Source organism: Caballeronia sp. Lep1P3, from assembly GCF_022879595.1.
Lineage (GTDB): Bacteria > Pseudomonadota > Gammaproteobacteria > Burkholderiales > Burkholderiaceae > Caballeronia.
Window position 1 is genome coordinate 239,028 of sequence record NZ_CP084265.1, and the last position, 19,231, is coordinate 258,258.

Annotated in this window: 19 protein-coding genes; 11 read left to right on the forward strand and 8 right to left on the reverse strand. The window is 64.5% G+C overall.

All coding sequences use genetic code 11. The features are described 5' to 3' along the window. Window positions 1-48: 48 nt before the first annotated feature. From LDZ27_RS01040 to pxpB, 5 genes are all read right to left on the reverse strand, one after another. Window positions 49-1,005, reverse strand: coding sequence for a DUF979 domain-containing protein (locus tag LDZ27_RS01040; protein WP_244814942.1), 957 nt, complete (start codon window positions 1,003-1,005; stop codon window positions 49-51). After that, a complete protein-coding gene (locus LDZ27_RS01045; RefSeq protein WP_244814943.1) occupies window positions 1,002-1,721 on the reverse strand; it encodes a DUF969 domain-containing protein in 720 nt (239 codons plus the stop codon). Before LDZ27_RS01045 ends, LDZ27_RS01040 begins: the two co-directional genes overlap by 4 nt. A 143-nt stretch (window positions 1,722-1,864) precedes the next feature. After that, window positions 1,865-2,611, reverse strand: coding sequence for a 5-oxoprolinase subunit PxpA (pxpA, locus tag LDZ27_RS01050; protein WP_244814944.1), 747 nt, complete (start codon window positions 2,609-2,611; stop codon window positions 1,865-1,867). Window positions 2,612-2,658: 47 nt separating this feature from the next. Beyond that, window positions 2,659-3,690 (reverse strand): biotin-dependent carboxyltransferase family protein, encoded by a 1,032-nt coding sequence (locus LDZ27_RS01055; protein ID WP_244814945.1) that lies wholly within the window; start codon window positions 3,688-3,690, stop codon window positions 2,659-2,661. Beyond that, window positions 3,687-4,340, reverse strand: coding sequence for a 5-oxoprolinase subunit PxpB (gene pxpB, locus LDZ27_RS01060; protein ID WP_244814946.1), 654 nt, complete (start codon window positions 4,338-4,340; stop codon window positions 3,687-3,689). The genes LDZ27_RS01055 and pxpB overlap by 4 nt, the downstream gene beginning before the upstream one ends. A gap of 183 nt (window positions 4,341-4,523) precedes the next feature. Here pxpB and LDZ27_RS01065 point away from each other — a divergent pair, with 183 nt between their 5' ends. Then, window positions 4,524-5,036, forward strand: a complete 513-nt coding sequence (locus LDZ27_RS01065; protein ID WP_244814947.1) for a winged helix DNA-binding protein — start codon at window positions 4,524-4,526, stop codon at window positions 5,034-5,036. 18 nt (window positions 5,037-5,054) lie between these two features. Here LDZ27_RS01065 and LDZ27_RS01070 read toward each other — a convergent pair whose 3' ends face one another. After that, the gene (locus tag LDZ27_RS01070) at window positions 5,055-5,660 is read right to left on the reverse strand and encodes a 5-formyltetrahydrofolate cyclo-ligase (RefSeq protein WP_244814948.1); all 606 of its coding nucleotides are present in this window, start codon (window positions 5,658-5,660) and stop codon (window positions 5,055-5,057) included. A gap of 21 nt (window positions 5,661-5,681) precedes the next feature. Here LDZ27_RS01070 and LDZ27_RS01075 point away from each other — a divergent pair, with 21 nt between their 5' ends. The 6 genes from LDZ27_RS01075 (at window position 5,682) to LDZ27_RS01100 (ending at window position 13,788) form a co-directional block, all read left to right on the forward strand. Then, a complete protein-coding gene (locus LDZ27_RS01075) occupies window positions 5,682-7,649 on the forward strand; it encodes a lytic transglycosylase domain-containing protein (protein WP_244814949.1) in 1,968 nt (655 codons plus the stop codon). A 111-nt stretch (window positions 7,650-7,760) separates the two neighbouring features. Next, window positions 7,761-8,717: a complex I NDUFA9 subunit family protein gene (locus LDZ27_RS01080; RefSeq protein ID WP_244814950.1), complete on the forward strand. Its 957-nt coding sequence runs from the start codon at window positions 7,761-7,763 to the stop codon at window positions 8,715-8,717. A 12-nt stretch (window positions 8,718-8,729) separates the two neighbouring features. Beyond that, entirely contained in the window at window positions 8,730-9,353 is a 624-nt protein-coding gene (locus LDZ27_RS01085) for a glutathione S-transferase family protein (RefSeq protein ID WP_244814951.1), read from the forward strand. Beyond that, window positions 9,350-10,585, forward strand: a complete 1,236-nt coding sequence (locus tag LDZ27_RS01090; RefSeq protein WP_244814952.1) for a multifunctional CCA addition/repair protein — start codon at window positions 9,350-9,352, stop codon at window positions 10,583-10,585. Before LDZ27_RS01085 ends, LDZ27_RS01090 begins: the two co-directional genes overlap by 4 nt. A gap of 660 nt (window positions 10,586-11,245) precedes the next feature. After that, window positions 11,246-12,505 (forward strand): IS256 family transposase, encoded by a 1,260-nt coding sequence (locus LDZ27_RS01095; protein ID WP_370653382.1) that lies wholly within the window; start codon window positions 11,246-11,248, stop codon window positions 12,503-12,505. 11 nt (window positions 12,506-12,516) lie between these two features. After that, complete coding sequence (locus LDZ27_RS01100) at window positions 12,517-13,788, forward strand: IS256 family transposase (RefSeq protein ID WP_370653380.1); 1,272 nt, start codon at window positions 12,517-12,519, stop codon at window positions 13,786-13,788. Between the two features lie 280 nt (window positions 13,789-14,068). Here LDZ27_RS01100 and LDZ27_RS01105 read toward each other — a convergent pair whose 3' ends face one another. Together LDZ27_RS01105 and LDZ27_RS01110 are read right to left on the reverse strand one after the other, a co-directional pair. Then, the gene (locus LDZ27_RS01105; RefSeq protein WP_244814954.1) at window positions 14,069-14,263 is read right to left on the reverse strand and encodes a DUF2905 domain-containing protein; all 195 of its coding nucleotides are present in this window, start codon (window positions 14,261-14,263) and stop codon (window positions 14,069-14,071) included. 10 nt (window positions 14,264-14,273) lie between these two features. Further along, window positions 14,274-15,467: a class I SAM-dependent methyltransferase gene (locus tag LDZ27_RS01110; RefSeq protein ID WP_244814955.1), complete on the reverse strand. Its 1,194-nt coding sequence runs from the start codon at window positions 15,465-15,467 to the stop codon at window positions 14,274-14,276. Between the two features lie 13 nt (window positions 15,468-15,480). Between LDZ27_RS01110 and LDZ27_RS01115 the strand changes: the two genes are divergently transcribed. The 4 genes from LDZ27_RS01115 (at window position 15,481) to glmU (ending at window position 19,209) form a co-directional block, all read left to right on the forward strand. Beyond that, window positions 15,481-16,350: an SDR family oxidoreductase gene (locus tag LDZ27_RS01115; RefSeq protein WP_244814956.1), complete on the forward strand. Its 870-nt coding sequence runs from the start codon at window positions 15,481-15,483 to the stop codon at window positions 16,348-16,350. Between the two features lie 16 nt (window positions 16,351-16,366). Beyond that, window positions 16,367-16,768 carry a dihydroneopterin aldolase gene (locus LDZ27_RS01120; protein WP_244814957.1) on the forward strand — a complete coding sequence of 134 codons (402 nt, stop codon included), beginning with the start codon at window positions 16,367-16,369 and terminating at the stop codon, window positions 16,766-16,768. Beyond that, window positions 16,765-17,748, forward strand: a complete 984-nt coding sequence (gene ttcA / locus LDZ27_RS01125; protein ID WP_244814958.1) for a tRNA 2-thiocytidine(32) synthetase TtcA — start codon at window positions 16,765-16,767, stop codon at window positions 17,746-17,748. The genes LDZ27_RS01120 and ttcA overlap by 4 nt, the downstream gene beginning before the upstream one ends. Before the next feature lie 99 nt (window positions 17,749-17,847). Then, the gene (gene glmU, locus LDZ27_RS01130) at window positions 17,848-19,209 is read left to right on the forward strand and encodes a bifunctional UDP-N-acetylglucosamine diphosphorylase/glucosamine-1-phosphate N-acetyltransferase GlmU (protein WP_244814959.1); all 1,362 of its coding nucleotides are present in this window, start codon (window positions 17,848-17,850) and stop codon (window positions 19,207-19,209) included. Window positions 19,210-19,231 lie beyond the last annotated feature (22 nt).

Below are 19,231 nucleotides of genomic sequence, written 5' to 3' on the forward strand. Positions count from 1 at the left end.
GCAACGGAGCGCGCGAGGGACAGGCGGCTTACGGCCGCCCGCCGCCTTTCAAATAAACATCAACCAGTTCAACAAGAAGATATTCACGACCAGCAGCGTCAGCGCGGTCGGCACCTGCACCTTGATGACCGCGTTTTTGTCCGGCAACTCCAGAAGCGCCGCCGGCACGATGTTGAAGTTCGCGGCCATCGGCGTCATCAGCGTGCCGCAGTAGCCGGAGAACATGCCGATCGCGACCATCGTCGCGGGATTGCCGTGGAACACGCCGACGAGCACCGGCACGCCGACGCCGCCGGTCATCACCGGGAAGGCGGCGAAGCCGTTGCCCATGACCATCGTGAAAAGCGCCATGCCGATGCAATACACCGCCGCGGCGACGAGCCGATAGTCCATGTTCACGTAAGCCGTGGTCACATGCGCGACGGCCTTGCCGACGCCCGCATCTGAAAACACGAGCCCGAGCATGCCGAGCATCTGCGGCAGCACCGCCGCCCACGAAAGTGCGTCGATGAGCCGGCGCGTTTCGCGCATCGACTGGCCGACGGTATCGCGCGTCATGACGCAGGCGACCGCCAGCGCAATCACGCAGCCGACGCCGAAGCCGATGAGCGTCACGTTCTTCAACTCGATCAGCGGCTTGCCGCCGAACACGAGATGACTCGCGCCGAGCGTGAGAATCACGGTGACGACGGGAATCGTCAGCGCGGGGATGAAGAGCTTGTTGCCAAGGCGCATGGCGCTCTGGCGGCGCGTTTCCTCGGAGAGCATCTTCGGCTTCGCGCCGGTGACGCCGCCCAGGCCCGCGATCAGCGCCATCGCCACGACGAGCACGCCGACCACCGGCACGGGAATCCAGTCGCCGACCAGAAAGATCAGCGCGTAGATCAGCCAGAAGACGCCCGCCGTCAGACGCCGGGGATGCGACTTGTCCGTGAGAATCATGCCCGCGACGACCACGAGCACGATGCCGACGAGATAGAAGAGATAGTTGATCGTGAGCGTCATGCCTTTTCTCCGGCGACGTTGCGCGTGAGCGCGTCGAGTTCGCGCGTCAACTGGCGGTCCAGCAGCCACAGTCGGAAGCCGTGGATGAGAAACGCGCAGATCGCCGTCGGGATGCCCCACACCGCGACGTGCATCGGCTCGACGACGATTCCGAGCTCCTTCAGGAACGTGACCATCAGCACGATCGCGCCGAACGCCACGAAGATGTCCTCGCCGAAGAAGAGGCCGACGTTGTCGGTTGCCGCCGAATACGCGCGCAGTTTGAAGCGCACCGCGTCGGATAGCTTGCCGTAGCGCGCTTCGGTCGCGCCTTCTGCCATCGGCGCGAGCAGCGGCCGCACCATTTGCGGATGCCCGCCGAGGCCCGTCAGACCGACCGCCGCAGTCAGTTCGCGCACGAGCAGATAGACGATCAGAAGCCGCCCGGCCGTCGCCGCGCGAATGCTCGAAATCCAGATTTGCGCGCGCTCGCGCAGGCCGTGACGTTCGAGCAGGCCGATCACCGCGAGCGGCAACAGGATGATGAGCGGAATGTTGCGCGTCTTCAGAAAGCCGCTGCCGATGGCCGTGAGAATGCGCTCCACCGGAAAGTGCGCCGCAAAGCCGGTGACGATCGCGGCGGCGGCGACGATCAGCATCGGATTGAAGCGCAGCACGAAGCCCACGATGATGACGGCCACGCCGATGAGCGGCCACAAGCTGACTGGGGTTGCCATGAGATCTCCAAACGTTTTGTCGATGAAAACATCGCGCCTCGAAGCGAGCGCGTGGCTATTCACGCTACGACATGCGGCTCTCGTGGCCGCTTGTTAAAACGCCCCGGCTTTCAACGGGGCGTTCGATGCTTCATGCGACGGCGTCAGGCGGCGCGGGCGGCGCGAACGCCGATGCCCGCATCGGCAAGCGCGCCACGGATGCGCCGCGCGAAGGCGAGCGCATGCTCGCCGTCGCCGTGCAGACAGATCGTCTGCGCGTTGAGCGGCACCCAGTCGCCGGAGACGGCCTGCACGCGCTGCTCGCGAATCATGGAAAGCGTGCGGTCGAGGACGATGTCTTCGTCGTCGAGCAGCGCGCCCGGCTCCTTGCGCGGCACGAGCGAGCCGTCCGCGCGATAGCCGCGGTCCGCGAACACTTCCTCGATCGCGACGAGACCCGCGCGACGCGCGGCATCGACGAGACCGCTGTTCGCGAGACCGAAGACGAGCAGCGACGGATCGAAGTCGCGCACGGCGGCGGCGATGGCATCCGCGATTTCCGGCGTCTTCGCCGCCTGGTTGTAGAGCGCGCCGTGCGGCTTCACATGCGCGATGCGTCCGCCTTCCGCCTTCGCGATCGCGCCGAGCGCGCCGAGCTGATACAGCACGCCCGCGTAAATCTCCTCGGGCGGCAGGTCCATTTCCTTGCGGCCGAAGTTCTCCGGATCGTTGAAGCTCGGATGCGCGCCGATGGCCACGCCTTTTTCCACTGCCCAGCGCACGCAGTCGCGCATCGCGGTGGCGCCGCCCGCGTGCCAGCCGCACGCGATGTTCGCGGAACTGACGAGGTCGAGCAGGGCTTCGTCGGAGCCGCAGCCTTCGCCGAGATCGGCGTTCAGATCGATTTCCATGATTTTGTCGTTCGAAATAGTCGTTGCGTTCGTCGTTGCGTTTGTCGTCATCGTGCGATGCGGTCTTCGTGCATCGCGATGGCCGTTTCAACCTGGCTCACATACTGCCGCTCCTGCGCGAGCGCATGGCGCGCTTCCTCCACCGATGTCTCGATGAAGCGCACGCCGCCGTTCAGACGCACTTGCGCGAGCTTCCACAAATCCGCCCGGATGACCGCGCCGATCTTCGGATAACCGCCGGTCGTCTGCGCGTCGCCCATCAGGATGATCGGCTGGCCGTTCGGCGGAACCTGAATCGTGCCGGGCAAGACCGCGTGCGAGAGCAGCTCGGTCTTGTCGCTGCGCGCGAGCGGCGTGCCCGCGAGCCGAAAGCCCATGCGATTGCTGTTCGGCGTGATCGTCCATTCCTCGTTCCAGAAGTCCTGATGCGCCTTGTCGCTGAAGCTCGCGTATTCCGGGCCGCGCAACACGCGGATCGGCGCGGCCCACGCAAGCCCCGGCGCGTGGCGGCCGCGGCGCACGGGTTCGTCGACGAGGACGAACCTGCACCACGCGGGCGCCTTCACGCCGAAGGCCGGTTCTTCCGGCGAAAACGCGATGCCCTTGTGCGGCTGCGGCACGCCCACCGGCAAGCGGTCGCCGTCGCGCAACGCGCGTCCGCCGAGTCCGCCGAAGCACGCGCCGAGATCGGTGCTGCGCGAGCCGAGCATCGGCAAAACGTCGATGCCGCCCGCGATGCATACGTAGCCGCGCATGCCGCGCTTCGCCGCGCGCAGCGTCAGTTCCTGGCCCGCGCGCACGGGCAGGCTCCACCACGAATAGACGGGCGTGTCGTCGAGCGTCGCGCCGAAATCGGTGCCGGTGATGGCGATGCGCGTCGCGCGCTTGAAGCGCAGCACGGTCGGCCCGAACGTCACTTCGATGCCCGCCGCATCCGGCTTATTCCCGACGATGCGATTGCCGATTTCGAGCGACAGCGCATCGAGCGCACCGCCCGAACTGACGCCGAGGTGCCGATAACCGTGGCGGCCTAAATCCTGCACCGTCGAGAGCACGCCCGCACGAATCACGTCGATCATGCGCGCACCTCCAGCGCCGTGAAGCGCACGCGGTCGCCGGGCTGCATCAGCGTGGGCGGATTGCGCGACGGATCGAAAAGGCTGAGTTCGGTGCGGCCGAGCAACTGCCATCCGCCCGGCGACGTCGCCGGATAAATGCCCGTCTGCGCCCCGCCGATGCCGACCGACCCCGCCGGCACTTCGAGTCGCGGCTCGCGGCGGCGCGGCATGTGCAGCGCGGGATCGAGCCCGCCGAGATACGCGAAGCCCGGCTGAAAGCCGAGAAAGAACACGATGTATTCGGCTTCGGTGTGACGCTTCACCACTTCGTCGATGGAAAGCCCCGCGTGATCCGCGAGCGCCGCGAGGTCCGGGCCGTCGGCGCCGCCGTAACGCACCGGAATCTCGATCTCGGCGCCCGGCGTGTCGGCGTGACCGGCCGCGTCCCATCCCGCGTCGAGCTGCGCGGCGAGGCTTTCGTAATCGGCTTCGAGCGGATCGAAGACGATCGTCATATTGTTCATGCCCGGCACGACTTCCACGACGTGCGGCAAGAGGCGCGCGTGGTCCGCGAGCGTCCAGATGCGGCGCTGGCAGTCGATCGTGGCGGGCGGCGCGGCTTCGCAGACGAGCGCGCTATCGCCGAGCGGAAAAATTCGTGGTCTGGTCATGCGTTCGTGTCGGCCCTTCGAGCGCGGCGCGTGCGGAATCGGAATCGTCTTTCCGGTCCCGCCGCGCCGTCTCAGAATGTTACATTGTCAATAAATTATCGAGAAATTATCAATACGCGTTTGTCTGGAGTGCCGCGCAAAAGCGTTGCGCTACACTCCGACGCACTTCATACGGTCATCGCCATGTCGCGTCACTCTGCCAAGATCGTGTCGTCCGAACATCTCGTCTCCGAAACCAGCGCGGAACTCTCCGAGTTCGAATATGCGCTCATCATGGCGAGCAACGCGTTCAACCGATGGATGGTGCGCTGCATGTCCGCGGCCGGCGCGAAGGACATGACCGCGGTGGAAGTGTCGCTGCTGCACCACGTCAATCATCGCGACCGCAAGAAAAAGCTCGCGGACATCTGCTTCGTGCTCAATATCGAGGACACGCACGTCGCCACCTACGCGCTCAAGAAACTGGTTGCGCGCGGCTACGTGACGAGCGAAAAGAGCGGCAAGGAAGTGTTCTTCTCGGCGACGCCAGCGGGCCGCGAACTGTGCGGCAAATATCGCGATGTGCGCGAAAGCTGCCTCATCTCCGCGCTCACGGAAAGCGGGCTGTCCAACGAACAGATCGGCGAGGCCGCGCAACTGATGCGCAACGCATCCGGCCTCTACGACACCGCCGCGCGCGCGGCGGCTTCGCTCTGAGCGCGGCTCGATAGAAGCTCAATAGCGCGCGGATTCGGTGACGATCGCATCGAGCGGCATGTCGTGCGATTCGCGCGGCAACGCGTCGAGCCGGCCCATTTCATACGCGATGCCGATGGTCGCCGGCTTCTTCGCCGCAGGCCACGCCGCGAGCGTGCGGTCGTAATAGCCGCCGCCGTAGCCCAGCCGATAGCGGTGCGCATCGAAACCGACGCACGGCACGAGCAGCAATTCCGGCACCGTGACGCGCTCGTCCTCCGGCACGGGAATGCGGTAGCGGCCCGGCTTCATGCGCGAATCGGGACGCCACGCGTGGAAGGCCATCGGCGCATGAGGCTGCACGACGACGGGCAGCGCGGCCACGCGCGCATCGTGCGATGCGAGCCAGTCGGCGAGCACGGCGCGCGCGTCGAATTCGCCCGCCACCGGCCAGTAAAAGCCGACGCATGTGACCGCGCGTTCGTCGAGCAGCGCGCGCAGACGCTTGCCGAGCGCCGCGTTTCGCGCGGCTTGCGCGGGCGCTTCGGCCTGCGCCTCGCGGCGTGCGAGCAGCGTCGCGCGCAGCGTGCTTTTAGGTTCCGCGCAAACGTTGCGTGCTATGCTTTCAACCGATCTTTGGACCACCTCGCGCTCCAGTCAATAACGATGTCAAAACGCTTCAACCGAGTATATCTCGCGGTCGGTTACGCCCTTGCCGCCGCGACGTTGGTGGCCTGTGGAACCGCATCGGCCATCCGTCCCGACGCCGACTTTTCGCCTTCCTCCGACGACCGCATCTTCATGCAATTGCGCGAGGCGTCCCGCGCGAACGACGCCGGCCGTGCCGCCGCACTCGCCGCGCAAATTCCGGATTACCCGGCGCCGGGCTACGTCGACTATTTCACGATCAAGCCGCAACTCTTCGATTCGCAGGGCCACGCGCGCCCCGACGCGCCCGATGCGCCGGTGCTCTCGTTCCTGCAGCGCTACGACGGCCAGGCCATTGCGGACCGCATGCGCAACGATTACCTCGTCGTGCTCGGCGGCCGTCACGACTGGCGCACCTTCGAGAAGGAATATGCCCGCTTCGTCCTGAACGACGACACGCAGGTCAAGTGCTACGCGCTCGAAGCGCGCCAGTCGCGCGGGGAGAACGTCGCTGATGCGGCGCGCGCGCTGCTCGTCGATCCGAAGTGGTACGGCGACGGCTGCGTCGATCTGATCGCGGCGCTCGCGGAGTCCGGCCAGTTCACGAGCGACGACATCTGGCAGCAAATCCGCCTCGCCTACGAACAGAACTACACGACGACCGGCGCGAATATCGTCGATGCGCTCGGTCAGGAACGGCCGAAGCCGGAACTGCTCGACAACGCCGTGAACAAGCCGCCGCTCTATCTCGCGCGCGGCGTCATGCCGAACACACCCGCGCATCAGCTCACGCTGCTCGCCGTCACGCGCCTCGCCCGCAACGATCCCGCGATGGCCGCCGCGACGTTCAGCACCGTGGCGCCTAGCCTCACGGCCGCCGAGCGCGCGACCGGCTGGGGCACGATCGGTTATCAGGCGGCGTTGAAGCGCATGGCGGCGGCCGCGGACTGGTATCGGCTGTCGGCGAACGCGCAGTTGTCGAATCCGGCGTATGAGTGGCGCACGCGCAGCGCGCTCCTCGCGGGCGACTGGAACATGGTGCGCTGGTCCATCGAACAGATGCCGCCGACATTGCGCGCGCAGCCCGCGTGGGTTTACTGGCACGCGCGCGCCGTCAAGCAGGCGGGCGACGCGGCTGCGGCCAATCAGGAATTGCAGAGCATCGCGGATCAATACAACTTCTACGGCCAGCTCGCGCTCGAAGAACTCGGGCAGAAGATCACGGTGCCGCCGCGCACGACCGTCTCCGACGCCGAAATCGCGCAGATGCAGTCAGTGCCGGGCTTCGCGCTGTCGCAGCGTTTCTACGCGCTCAACATGCGGCTCGAAGGCAATCGCGAATGGAACTGGCCGCTGCGCACGATGACCGACCGGCAACTGCTCGCCGCCGCGCAGTATGCGAAGCGCATCGAACTGTTCGACCGCACCGTGAACACCGCCGACAAGACGAAGAGCGAGCACGATTTCTCGCTGCGCTATCTCTCGCCGTTCCGCGATATCGTCGAGCGCGACGCGCAGACGACCGGGCTCGACATCGAGTGGGCTTACGGGCTGATCCGCCAGGAATCGCGCTTCATCATCAATGCGCGCTCGGAGGTTGGCGCGGGCGGCCTCATGCAGCTGATGCCCGGCACAGCGCAACTCGTCGCGAAAAAAATCGGCCTGGGTTCGCTTTCGCGCGCGCAGATGAACGACATCGACACCAACATTCTGCTCGGCACGAATTACCTGTCGATGATCTACAATCAGTTCGATAATTCGCCGGTGCTCGCCACCGCTGGCTACAACGCCGGTCCGGGCAGGCCGCGCCAGTGGCGGCAGGATTTGCGCGCGCCGGTCGAGGGCGCGGTTTTTGCTGAAACCATTCCGTTCTCCGAGACGCGCGATTACGTGAAGAACGTGCTGTCGAACACCGTGTACTACGCGGCGCTGTTCGAGGGCCGTCCGCAATCGCTCAAGGCGCGGCTGGGTTATATCGCGCCGTAAGCGCATTCATACGACGCCGCGCGTTCGGGCATTCGACAACGCAAGAACGCGCGGCGGCTCGCCTATTCGTATCAGCCCCGCATTCGTCAGCCCCGTTTCCAAGAGGCGAACATGCGACATCAGAACGTAGCGCTCATCGGCGGCTCGGGATTCATCGGCAGTCATCTCGTCAACGCGCTCGTCGATCTCGGCAAAAGCGTGCGCATCGCCACGCGGCGGCGCGCGAACGCGGCGCATCTCACGCTGCTACCGGTCGATGTCGTCGAAACGGATGTTCACGATCCCGTGAAGCTCGCCGGTTTCGTCGCGGAAGCGGATGCCGTCATCAATCTCGTCGGCGTATTGCAGGGGCGGCGCGGCGATCCCTACGGTCCCGAATTCGCGCGCGCGCACGTCGAACTGCCGCGCAAGATCGTCGCCGCGTGCGAAGCGAAGGGCGTACGCCGGCTCATTCACATGAGCGCGATCGGCGCGGACGCGGACGGCCCGAGCATGTATCTGCGCTCGAAGGGCGACGGCGAAAAGCTCGTGCGCGAATCGGGCCTCGACTGGACGATCTTCCGCAGTTCGGTGGTCTTCGGTCCCGAGGACAATCTGCTCAATCAGTTCGCGTTTCTCGAGCGCCTCTTTCCGGTGATCCCGCTCGCGTGCGCCGACGCGCAATTCCAGCCCGTGTTCGTCGGCGATGTCGCGAAGGCCATCGTCAACGTGCTCGACCTCGATGCCGCCAACGGCATGACCTACGAACTCGCGGGTCCGGCCGTCTACACGCTCGCGGAACTCGTGCGTTTCGCGGGCGCGACCATCGGCAAGCATGCGCGCATCGTCAAACTGCCGGACAGCCTCGGCCGCCTCCAGGCGATGACGCTCGAAATGGCGCCCGGCGAACCGATCATGTCGCGCGACAATCTCGATTCGATGAAGACGCCGAGCATCGCGAGCGCGCCGCTCGCGCCGGAACTCGGCATCGGCGAGCCAGCGAGCATCGAGGCGATCGCGCCGCTGTATCTCACGGGCATGTCGCCGCGTTCGCGCTTCAATACTTTCCGCGCCACGGCGCACCGTTGATCTTCCGACCGTATGAAACTCGTTATCGGTGACAAGAACTCATCCTCCTGGTCGATGCGTCCCTGGGTGCTGCTCAAGCACTTCCACATTCCGTTCGAGGAAACGCTGATCCGCCTCGGCCAGCCCGACACGAAGCGAAAGATTCTCGATATCACGCCGTCCGGCAAGGTGCCGTGCCTCGTCACGGATGCGGGCGATGTCGTGTGGGAATCGCTGGCGATCATGGAAACGCTTGCCGAGCAGTATCCGCATCGCGCGCTGTGGCCGCGCGATGCCGCCGCCCGCGCGCGCGCGCGCAGCATCAGCGCGGAAATGCACGCGGGCTTTTCGGACCTTCGCCAGAACATGCCGATGGAAATCGCGACGCAGGCGCCGGGCATCGGCGCGACGCCCGCGACGCTCTCGGACATCGCGCGGATCGAGGCTATCTGGAGCGAATGTCTCGCGGCATCGGGCGGGCCGTTTCTGTTCGATGAATTCTGCATAGCGGACGCGATGTTCGCGCCCGTCGCGATGCGGTTCAACTCCTACGCGCCCGCGATCAGCGAACGCGCGCACGAGTACTGCGCGCGCGTGACCGCGTTGCCGTCCGTCGCCGCGTGGATTGCCGACGCGAAGAAGGAAGCCGCGCGATGAACATCTATGCGGTAGGCGGCGCGATCCGCGACGAATTGCTGGGCGTGCCGGTGGTGGATCGCGATTACGTGGTCGTCGGCGCGACGCCCGAGCAGATGGTCGCGCAGGGATTCAGGCCGGTCGGCAAGGACTTTCCGGTGTTTCTGCATCCGCAGACGCACGAGGAATACGCGCTCGCGCGTACCGAGCGCAAGACGGCGGCGGGCTATCACGGCTTTCAGTTCTACTATTCGCCGGACGTGACGCTCGAAGAGGACCTGGCGCGGCGCGACCTGACGATCAACGCGATGGCGCGCGAGGTGAATCCGGCGGGCGAACTCGTCGGCCCGGTGATCGATCCGTTCGACGGCCAGCGCGATTTGAAGAACAAGCTCTTCCGTCATGTGGGCGACGCGTTCATCGAAGATCCGGTGCGCATTCTCCGGCTCGCGCGATTCGCGGCGCGTTTCGCGGATTTCAGCGTCGCCGACGAGACGCAGGCGCTCATGAAGCGGATGGTCGAAGCTGGCGAAGTCGACGCGCTCGTTCCCGAGCGCGTGTGGCAGGAAGTGTCGCGCGGATTGATGGAGAAGCGGCCGTCGCGCATGTTCGAGGTGTTGCGCGGCTGCGGTGCGCTCGCGCGGATTATTCCCGAAGTGGATGCGCTGTGGGGCGTGCCGCAGCGTGCGGACTATCACCCGGAAGTGGACACCGGCGTGCATGTGATGATGGTGCTGGACTATGCGGCGTCGCAGGGCTATGCGCTGCCGGTGCGCTTCGCCGCGCTGACGCACGATCTCGGCAAGGCGACGACGCCGGAGGACGTGTTGCCGCGTCACATCGGACACGAGGGGCGCAGCGTCGATTTGCTGAAGCCTTTGTGCGAGCGCTTGCGCGTGCCGAACGAATGCCGCGATCTTGCGATGCTGGTCGCGCGGGAGCACGGCAACATTCATCGCGTGATGGACATGGGCGCGGCGGCGCTCGTGCGGCTTTTCGAACGCACCGATGCGTTGCGCAAGCCTGCGCGCTTTGCGGAAGCGCTTCAGGCCTGTGTCGCGGATGCGCGCGGGCGGCTTGGACTCGAGCAGCAGGCTTATCCGCAGGCGGAGCGTTTGCGCGAGGCGCTCGTGGCGGCGCGATCCGTCGATGCGGGGGCTGTTGCGCAGAGGTTTGCGCTTGAACCTGCTCGCATTAAGGAGGCTGTGCATGCGGCGCGGGTTGAGGCCGTACAGGTGGGGGTTTTTAGTTAGGGATTTTTAGTTCGTACTTAGTTTCGTTGGCGCTTATTTTTGTTGGTGCTGATTGTTCGTGTCGGTCTATTCGGTGCTTTGCTTCGGTGCTTAGTTTTGGTGTCGGTCTATTAGCGTTGCCCCTCCCCGGGGCGGGGGTCACTTTCTTTGCTGCTGCAAAGAAAGTAACCAAAGAAAGCAGCTTTTCAAGCCCGCAGCAGCTAGTGCCTGAGCAGCTTCCGGCAAGACGGTGGCAATCTAACTAATCAACAGCCTTGAATGAGCTTCCACGCCCGCGGAGCGCCACGTCCTGCGAGCCCCTTGGCTCGTTAACACCCAGGGTTTGCGCCGGTAAGCGCGCTTGCTCGCGTTAGCGTCTACAGCAAGCAAACTGCCGGTGTCTCAAACGCCGATGCGGTTCGCTCCAACAGGACCGAACCGCAGGCGAGAACGCGAAATGGGAGAGTGGTTTTGACGAGCCAAGGAACTCGCAGGACGTGGCGCTCAGCGGGCGCGGAAGGTCATTCAAGGCTCTCTATTAACCGAGCGCCAATGCTCTTTCCGCAAGCTGCCCACGCGCTAGTTGCTGCGGGCTTGAGAAGCTGCTTTCTTTGGTTACTTTCTTGGACCTATCCGTAATTCCGTGGGCGAGGCATATCATGAGAGGTAAAAGTCATGGATATGCCGATGAAGAAGAAACGCACCGTCGCGTCCCAGGCAGCGGCCCGCGGGCCGCTGCCTGAGTTGCCTGAAGCGCTGCTTGATGAGCTGGTGAAGGGTCCGATGACGCCCGGTGAGGTCCAGGACCTGATGCTGGCGTTCAACAAGGCGCTCATCGAACGCGCGATGGGCGCGGAAATGAGCATGCATCTGGGCTACCGGCCCGGCCAGCCCAAGCCTGCCGAGCAGACCAATGAACGCAACGGCGCCAGCGGCAAGACCGTCATCACCGAGCGCGGCGCGGTGCGGGTCGATCTGCCGCGCGACCGTGAAGGCAGCTTCGAGCCGATCCTGATTCCCAGGCACGAGCGCCGTTTCGCGGGCTTTGACGAGCGCATCATCGCCATGTACGCACGCGGCATGAGCGTGCGCGAGATTCAGGCATTTCTGGCCGAAAGCTATGGCACCGAGGTCTCACCCGATTTCATCAGTTCGGTCACCGATGAGGTGATGGCTGAAACGCTGGCCTGGCAAAGCCGTCCACTCGAGGCGATGTACCCGGTGGTGTTCTTCGACGCGCTGCGCGTGAAGATCCGTGGCGACGGCGTGGTGAGCAACAAGGCGGTGTATCTGGCGCTGGGCATTCAGGCCGACGGCCAGCGCGACGTGCTCGGCCTGTGGATCGAGCAGACCGAAGGCGCGAAGTTCTGGCTGAAGGTGTTCAATGAACTGAAGACCAGGGGCTGCCAGGACATCCTGATCGCGGTCGTCGACGGCCTGAAGGGGCTGGCCGAGGCGATCGGCACAGCGTACCCGCGCACGGCCGTGCAGACCTGCATCGTGCACCTGATCCGCAACAGCCTGGAATACGCCAGCTACAAGGACCGTAAAAGCGTCGCCGCCGCGTTGCGTCCGATCTATGGGGCGGCCAGCGAACAGGCCGCGCAGCAGGCGCTGGAGGCCTTTGCCGAAGGGCCATGGGGCGCGAAGTATCCGACCATCGTGCAGTCATGGCGACGGGCATGGGAGAACGTCACACCGTTCTTTGTGTTTCCCCCGGCGATACGCCGGGTGGTGTACACCACCAATGCCATTGAGAGTCTGAACATGCAACTGCGCAAGATCATCAGGACGCGCGGCCACTTCCCCAACGACGAGGCCGCCATCAAGCTGCTTTGGCTGGCATTGCGCAATGTGCTGGCGAAGTCGGTACGGGCGGCATTTGACTGGTCCTCCGGACCTATCCGTAATTCCGTGGGCGAGGCATATCATGAGAGGTAAAAGTCATGGATATGCCGATGAAGAAGAAACGCACCGTCGCGTCTCAGGCAGCGGCCCGCGGGCCGCTGCCTGAGTTGCCTGAAGCGCTGCTTGATGAGCTGGTGAAGGGTCCGATGACGCCCGGTGAGGTCCAGGACCTGATGCTGGCGTTCAACAAGGCGCTCATCGAACGCGCGATGGGCGCGGAAATGAGCATGCATCTGGGCTACCGGCCCGGCCAGCCCAAGCCTGCCGAGCAGACCAATGAACGCAACGGCGCCAGCGGCAAGACCGTCATCACCGAGCGCGGCGCGGTGCGGGTCGATCTGCCGCGCGACCGTGAAGGCAGCTTCGAGCCGATCCTGATTCCCAGGCACGAGCGCCGTTTCGCGGGCTTTGACGAGCGCATCATCGCCATGTACGCACGCGGCATGAGCGTGCGCGAGATTCAGGCATTTCTGGCCGAAAGCTATGGCACCGAGGTCTCACCCGATTTCATCAGTTCGGTCACCGATGAGGTGATGGCTGAAACGCTGGCCTGGCAAAGCCGTCCACTCGAGGCGATGTACCCGGTGGTGTTCTTCGACGCGCTGCGCGTGAAGATCCGTGGCGACGGCGTGGTGAGCAACAAGGCGGTGTATCTGGCGCTGGGCATTCAGGCCGACGGCCAGCGCGACGTGCTCGGCCTGTGGATCGAGCAGACCGAAGGCGCGAAGTTCTGGCTGAAGGTGTTCAATGAACTGAAGACCAGGGGCTGCCAGGACATCCTGATCGCGGTCGTCGACGGCCTGAAGGGGCTGGCCGAGGCGATCGGCACAGCGTACCCGCGCACGGCCGTGCAGACCTGCATCGTGCACCTGATCCGCAACAGCCTGGAATACGCCAGCTACAAGGACCGTAAAAGCGTCGCCGCCGCGTTGCGTCCGATCTATGGGGCGGCCAGCGAACAGGCCGCGCAGCAGGCGCTGGAGGCCTTTGCCGAAGGGCCATGGGGCGCGAAGTATCCGACCATCGTGCAGTCATGGCGACGGGCATGGGAGAACGTCACACCGTTCTTTGTGTTTCCCCCGGCGATACGCCGGGTGGTGTACACCACCAATGCCATTGAGAGTCTGAACATGCAACTGCGCAAGATCATCAGGACGCGCGGCCACTTCCCCAACGACGAGGCCGCCATCAAGCTGCTTTGGCTGGCATTGCGCAATGTGCTGGCGAAGTCGGTACGGGCGGCATTTGACTGGTCCTCCGCCATGAACCAGTTCGCTATTCTGTTTGGAGAGCGTTTTACCAACGCACGCGGGTAACTCCGCTAACCGCCTCGCCCACAAAAACGCGGATAGGTTCGGTCCTCCGCCATGAACCAGTTCGCTATTCTGTTTGGAGAGCGTTTTACCAACGCACGCGGGTAACTCCGCTAACCGCCTCGCCCACAAAAACGCGGATAGGTTCACTTTCTTTGTGTCGACCAGAGTTGGCGCTTTAGCGCCTTACTCTGGTCCCAAGCAAAGAAAGTGACCCCCGCCCCGAGGAGGGGCAGCCTAATAGACCGACACGAACAATAAGCACCCAAAAAAACCGCGCAAGCTACAACATCCGCGCAATCAAAGAAAGCAAAACCGAAAGCAAAATCGTGGACATAAAAGGAAACGAATACTCCCGTCCAAAAATCCGCAAATTAAAATCCCCGGGCAACCGCCCGATACCAAACTTCCGAAGCCAGGGCATCGACCCCGACAGCACGGCAAGTGCGATAAACGTAGTGAGTACCCAGCGGATCATGACCGCGCCCTCATAGCGTATGCGACCGATCGCCAACGGCAAAAGCATCGACGGTCCCGTCGATTCCGCGCGAAAACGCGATCACCTTGAAAAGCTCGCCCATTTCCGCTTCGGAAAGCAGCTTCTGCACGGCATTCGCAGCAGGCAGAAAGCGTTTGACGTCACTCGGATCGAAAGCGCCGAGAACATCGGTAATACCTGAATTCATCAGGAACCGCGCCTGCGACGTAAAGCCGAGCAAATCCGCGCCCGCCTCGACGCCCGCTTCCGCAATGCCGGAAAACTCGACGTGGGCGGTAATGTCCTGCAATCCCGGATAAAGAAACGGATCCGCGTGCGCGCGATGCCGGTAATGACACATCAACGTGCCCGTCGCTCGCTGCGCATGGTAAAACTCGCGGCGCGGAAAGCCATAGTCGGTAAAAAACGCCGCGCCGCGCGTAATCATCGTGCAAACCGTCTTCGTGAATCCGAGCGCCGCCTCATGCGTCTCGGTGACGTAGTCCGCCGAAAGCTCGTCCTCGATGGCGGCGTCAATCAGTTCCACGTGCGCATCCGGCTCGATTGCGCGGTCTTCGAACGCAAAGCCGTCGTTCAGCGCGACGACGCCGCGCTCATGCCACGCGCCCAGCTTGCGCACGACGAGGCGAACCGGCATCGCGTCCAGCACCTCGTTGCCGATCGCCACGCCCTCGAACGCTTCGGGCAACGCATCGAGCCACTGCACCTTGCCGGCGAGCGCGCCCGCGCGCGCGTCGATCGTCGCGCGCTGACGATCCCGCAATTCGCCCGACAACTCGACGATCTCGTAGCTGTCGATGTCCACGTTCATCTCGGCAAGCGCGGTCAAAAGACCCGCCGCGAGCTTGCCCGTGCCCGCGCCGAACTCCATCAGCCGCCGCGTGCCGCTCTGCTGCAATGCCTGAGCGACCGGGCGCGCGAGCGTCGCCGCGAAAAGCGGCGACAGTTCCGGCGCGGTGATGAAATCGCTGCCGTCCTCGGCGCGGCGGCCGAATTTCATCGCACCGCCGCTGTAGTAGCCAAGGCCGGGCGCGTAAAGCGCGAGTTCCATGTATCGGTCGAACGGCAGCCAGCCGCCCGCCGCCGCGATGCGCGCGCGGATCGTCGCGCACAGGGCTTCTGACTGCGCGAGCGCGTCGGCGCCCGGAGCAGGTAAACTATCGGTTGGTCGATTCGGATTCATCCCAGTATTGTAAATGAGCGCCTCTACGCCGCTTTCTCCCGCGAATTCGCCGTCTTTCGGCTCCATCTCGCCGCTGTCGCAGTCGCCGTCAGGCCGGCGTCCGCGCGCCGTGCTCGTGACCGGCGCGGGAAAGCGCATCGGGCGGGGCATCGCGCTCGCGTTCGCGCAGCAAGGCTGGAACGTCGGCGTGCACCACGGCCGCTCGGAACGCGAAGCGCACGAAACCGTCGCGCAAATCGAGGCGCTCGGGCGCCGCGCGGTCGCGCTCAAAGCGGATCTCGCCGTGGAAGCAGAAGTCGCGCGGCTCGTGCCCGCGTGCGTCGAAGCGTTCGGCGCGTTGCAATGCGTGGTGAACTGCGCATCCCGTTTCGACGAAGACACCGCCGCCGATTTCGGCTACGCGAAGCTCCTGCAGATGACCGCCGTGAACCTCGCCGCGCCGCTCACGCTCGCTCGCGCGCTGCACGAAGCGACGCCCGATGCCGCCGAAGCCGACGAATCCCAGCGCGCCGTCGTCATCAACGTGCTCGACCAGAAGCTCTACAACATGAACCCGGACTATCTGTCCTACACGCTCACGAAGGCCGCGCTCGACACCGCGACCGTCGCGCTCGCGCAGGCGCTCGGTCCAAAGCTGCGCGTGGTCGGCCTCGCGCCGGGACTCACGCTCATTTCCGCCGGACAAACGCCCGCGTCGTTCGAAGCGGCGCATCGCGTGACGCCGCTCAAGCGTTCATCGACGGTCGATGATGTCGCAGAGGCCGCGTGCTATCTGGCCAGCGCGAACGGCGTGACCGGCACGACGCTCGTCGTCGATGGCGGGCAGCATCTCGTGCCGAGCCCGCGCGACGTGATGTACATGATCGGCGCGCAAAAGCCTTAACCCTGGAATGACACTCATGCTTGCCGCACTTTCGCATCCCCGGCTGACCGATTGCCGGCGGCTCTTTCTGCGCAACTACGAAGTGCGCATCAATATCGGCGTGCACGACTTCGAAAAACGCGGCGAGCAGCGCGTCGTGTTCAACGTCGAACTGTTCGTGCCGCTGGCGCTCTCGACGCCCGTCGCGGACAAGCTCGCAGAGGTCGTCGACTACGACTTCATGCGCTCGACCATCGCCGAGCGCGTGAAGCGCGGCCACATTCATTTGCAGGAAACGCTGTGCGACGACGTCGCCGCGGCGCTGCTCGCGCATCCGAACGTGCGCGCGGTGGCCGTATCGACGGAAAAGCCCGACGTCTATCCCGACTGCGACGCGGTGGGCGTCGAAGTCTTTCGCATCAAAGAGGAACGAGCATGAACGCGCGCGAAGCCATCGATCACGCAGGCGAGGAAGCACGCGAGGAAGCACACGAAGAGAAGCCCGCGCGCGAGGCGCTCACGCGGCGCCAGCAGAAGGAAGCCTACGAGAACAACAAGCTCTTCAAGCGGATCGCGCGGCAGGTCGGCCAGGCCATCGGCGACTTCAACATGATCGAGGAAGGCGACAAGGTGATGGTCTGCCTCTCGGGCGGCAAGGACAGCTACGCGATGCTCGACGTGCTGATGCGCCTTCGCGAGCGCGCACCGATTCACTTCGACATCGTCGCTGTCAATCTGGATCAGAAGCAACCGGGCTTTCCCGAGGACGTGCTGCCCGACTATCTGACGAAGCTCGATATTCCGTTCCACATCGAGAATCAGGATACGTACAGCATCGTCAAGCGACTGGTTCCGGAAGGCAAGACAACGTGCTCGCTGTGCTCGCGGCTGCGTCGCGGCATTCTGTATCGCGTGGCCGGCGAGCTCGGCGCGACGAAGATCGCGCTCGGGCATCATCGCGACGACATTCTCCAGACGCTGCTGCTCAATATGTTCTACGGCGGCAAGCTGAAGGGCATGCCGCCCAAGCTGCAATCGGACGACGGCCGGAATGTCGTGATCCGCCCGCTTGCCTACGTGAAGGAAACGGACCTCGAAAAGTACGCCGAACTGCGCGAATTTCCGATCATTCCGTGCAACCTGTGCGGCAGCCAGCCGAATCTGAAGCGCGCCGAAATGAAGGCGCTGATTCGCGAATGGGACAAGCGTTTCCCCGGCCGCATCGAGAACATGTTCAACGCGCTGTCGAACGTCGTGCCCTCGCATCTGATGGACCGGCAACTTTTTCCGTTCACGAGCCTGCGCGCAACCGGCGAGGCGGACGCGCAGGGCGACATCGCGTTCGACGAAGAACCGTGCGCAAGCGAACCGTCAGCACCGGCGAACGCCATTTCAATTGTTCAGTTCGACGACCTGTAAAAGCTCGCGGCTCACGCCCGAAAACGCGGTTTTTCGGGGCATTTCAGTAAAAATGTGCGTGCTATATTGGCGCGATTTTCGAACTTCAAGACTAGATCGATGAACATCGTGATTCTGGCTGCCGGCATGGGCAAGCGCATGCGCTCCGCCTTGCCGAAAGTGCTTCATCCACTCGCGGGCCGGCCGCTTCTCGCGCATGTCATCGACACCGCGCGCACGCTGTCGCCTACGCGCCTCGTGGTCGTCATCGGGCATGGCGCGGAGAAAGTGCGCGAAGCCGTCGGCGCGCCGGACGTGCAATTCGCCGTGCAGGACCAGCAGCTCGGCACCGGCCACGCCGTCCAGCAGGCGCTGCCGCTTCTGGACCCGTCCGTGCCGACGCTCGTGCTCTACGGCGACGTGCCGCTCACGCGCGCAAGCACGTTGCAGCGCCTGCTCGATGCCGCCGGCGGCGAACGCTACGGCGTGCTGACCGTCACGGTGGACAACCCGGTGGGCTACGGCCGCATCGTGCGCGATGCGAGCGGCGCGGTGCAAAGGATCGTCGAGCAGAAGGACGCGAACGACGAAGAGAAGCGCATCACGGAAATCAACACGGGCATCGTCGTATCGCCGACGCGCACGCTCGAAGCGTGGCTCGGCTCGCTGAAGAACGACAACGCGCAAGGCGAGTTCTATCTGACCGATGTGGTCGAGCGCGCGATCGAGGCGGGCGTCGAAGTCGTCACCGCGCAGCCGGACGCCGAATGGGAAACGCTCGGCGTGAACAGCAAGGTGCAGCTCGCGGAACTGGAGCGCATCCATCAGCGCAACGTCGCGCACGCGCTGCTGGAGGCGGGCGTGACGCTCGCCGATCCCGCGCGCATCGACGTGCGCGGCACGCTCGAGTGCGGCGCGGATGTGTCGATCGACGTGAACTGCGTGTTCGAAGGCCGCGTGACGCTCGCGGACAACGTGAGCATCGGGCCGAACTGCGTGATCCGCGACGCGGTCATCGGTGCCGGCACGCGCGTCGATGCGTACACGCATATCGAAGGCGGCACGGCGGGCGCGAACGTCGTGCTCGGGCCGTATGCGCGCCTGCGTCCGGGCGCGGTGCTCGCCGACGAAGTGCATGTGGGCAACTTCGTCGAAGTGAAGAACGCGGCGATGGGCCGCGGCTCGAAGGCGAACCACCTGAGCTATATCGGCGATTCGGATGTCGGCGCGCGCGTGAACGTGGGCGCGGGCACGATCACCTGCAATTACGACGGCGCGAACAAGCATCGCACGGTCATCGGCGACGACGTGTTCATCGGCTCGGACACGCAACTCGTCGCGCCGGTGCGCGTCGGGCGCGGCGTGACCATCGCGGCGGGCACGACCGTCTGGAAGGATGTCGGCGACGGCGAGCTCGTGCTGAACGAGAAGCGTCAGGTGAGCAGGACCGACTACGTTCGTCCGGTCAAGAAGAAACGTTGAAAGCGCGCGGGCCGGGCCGGTG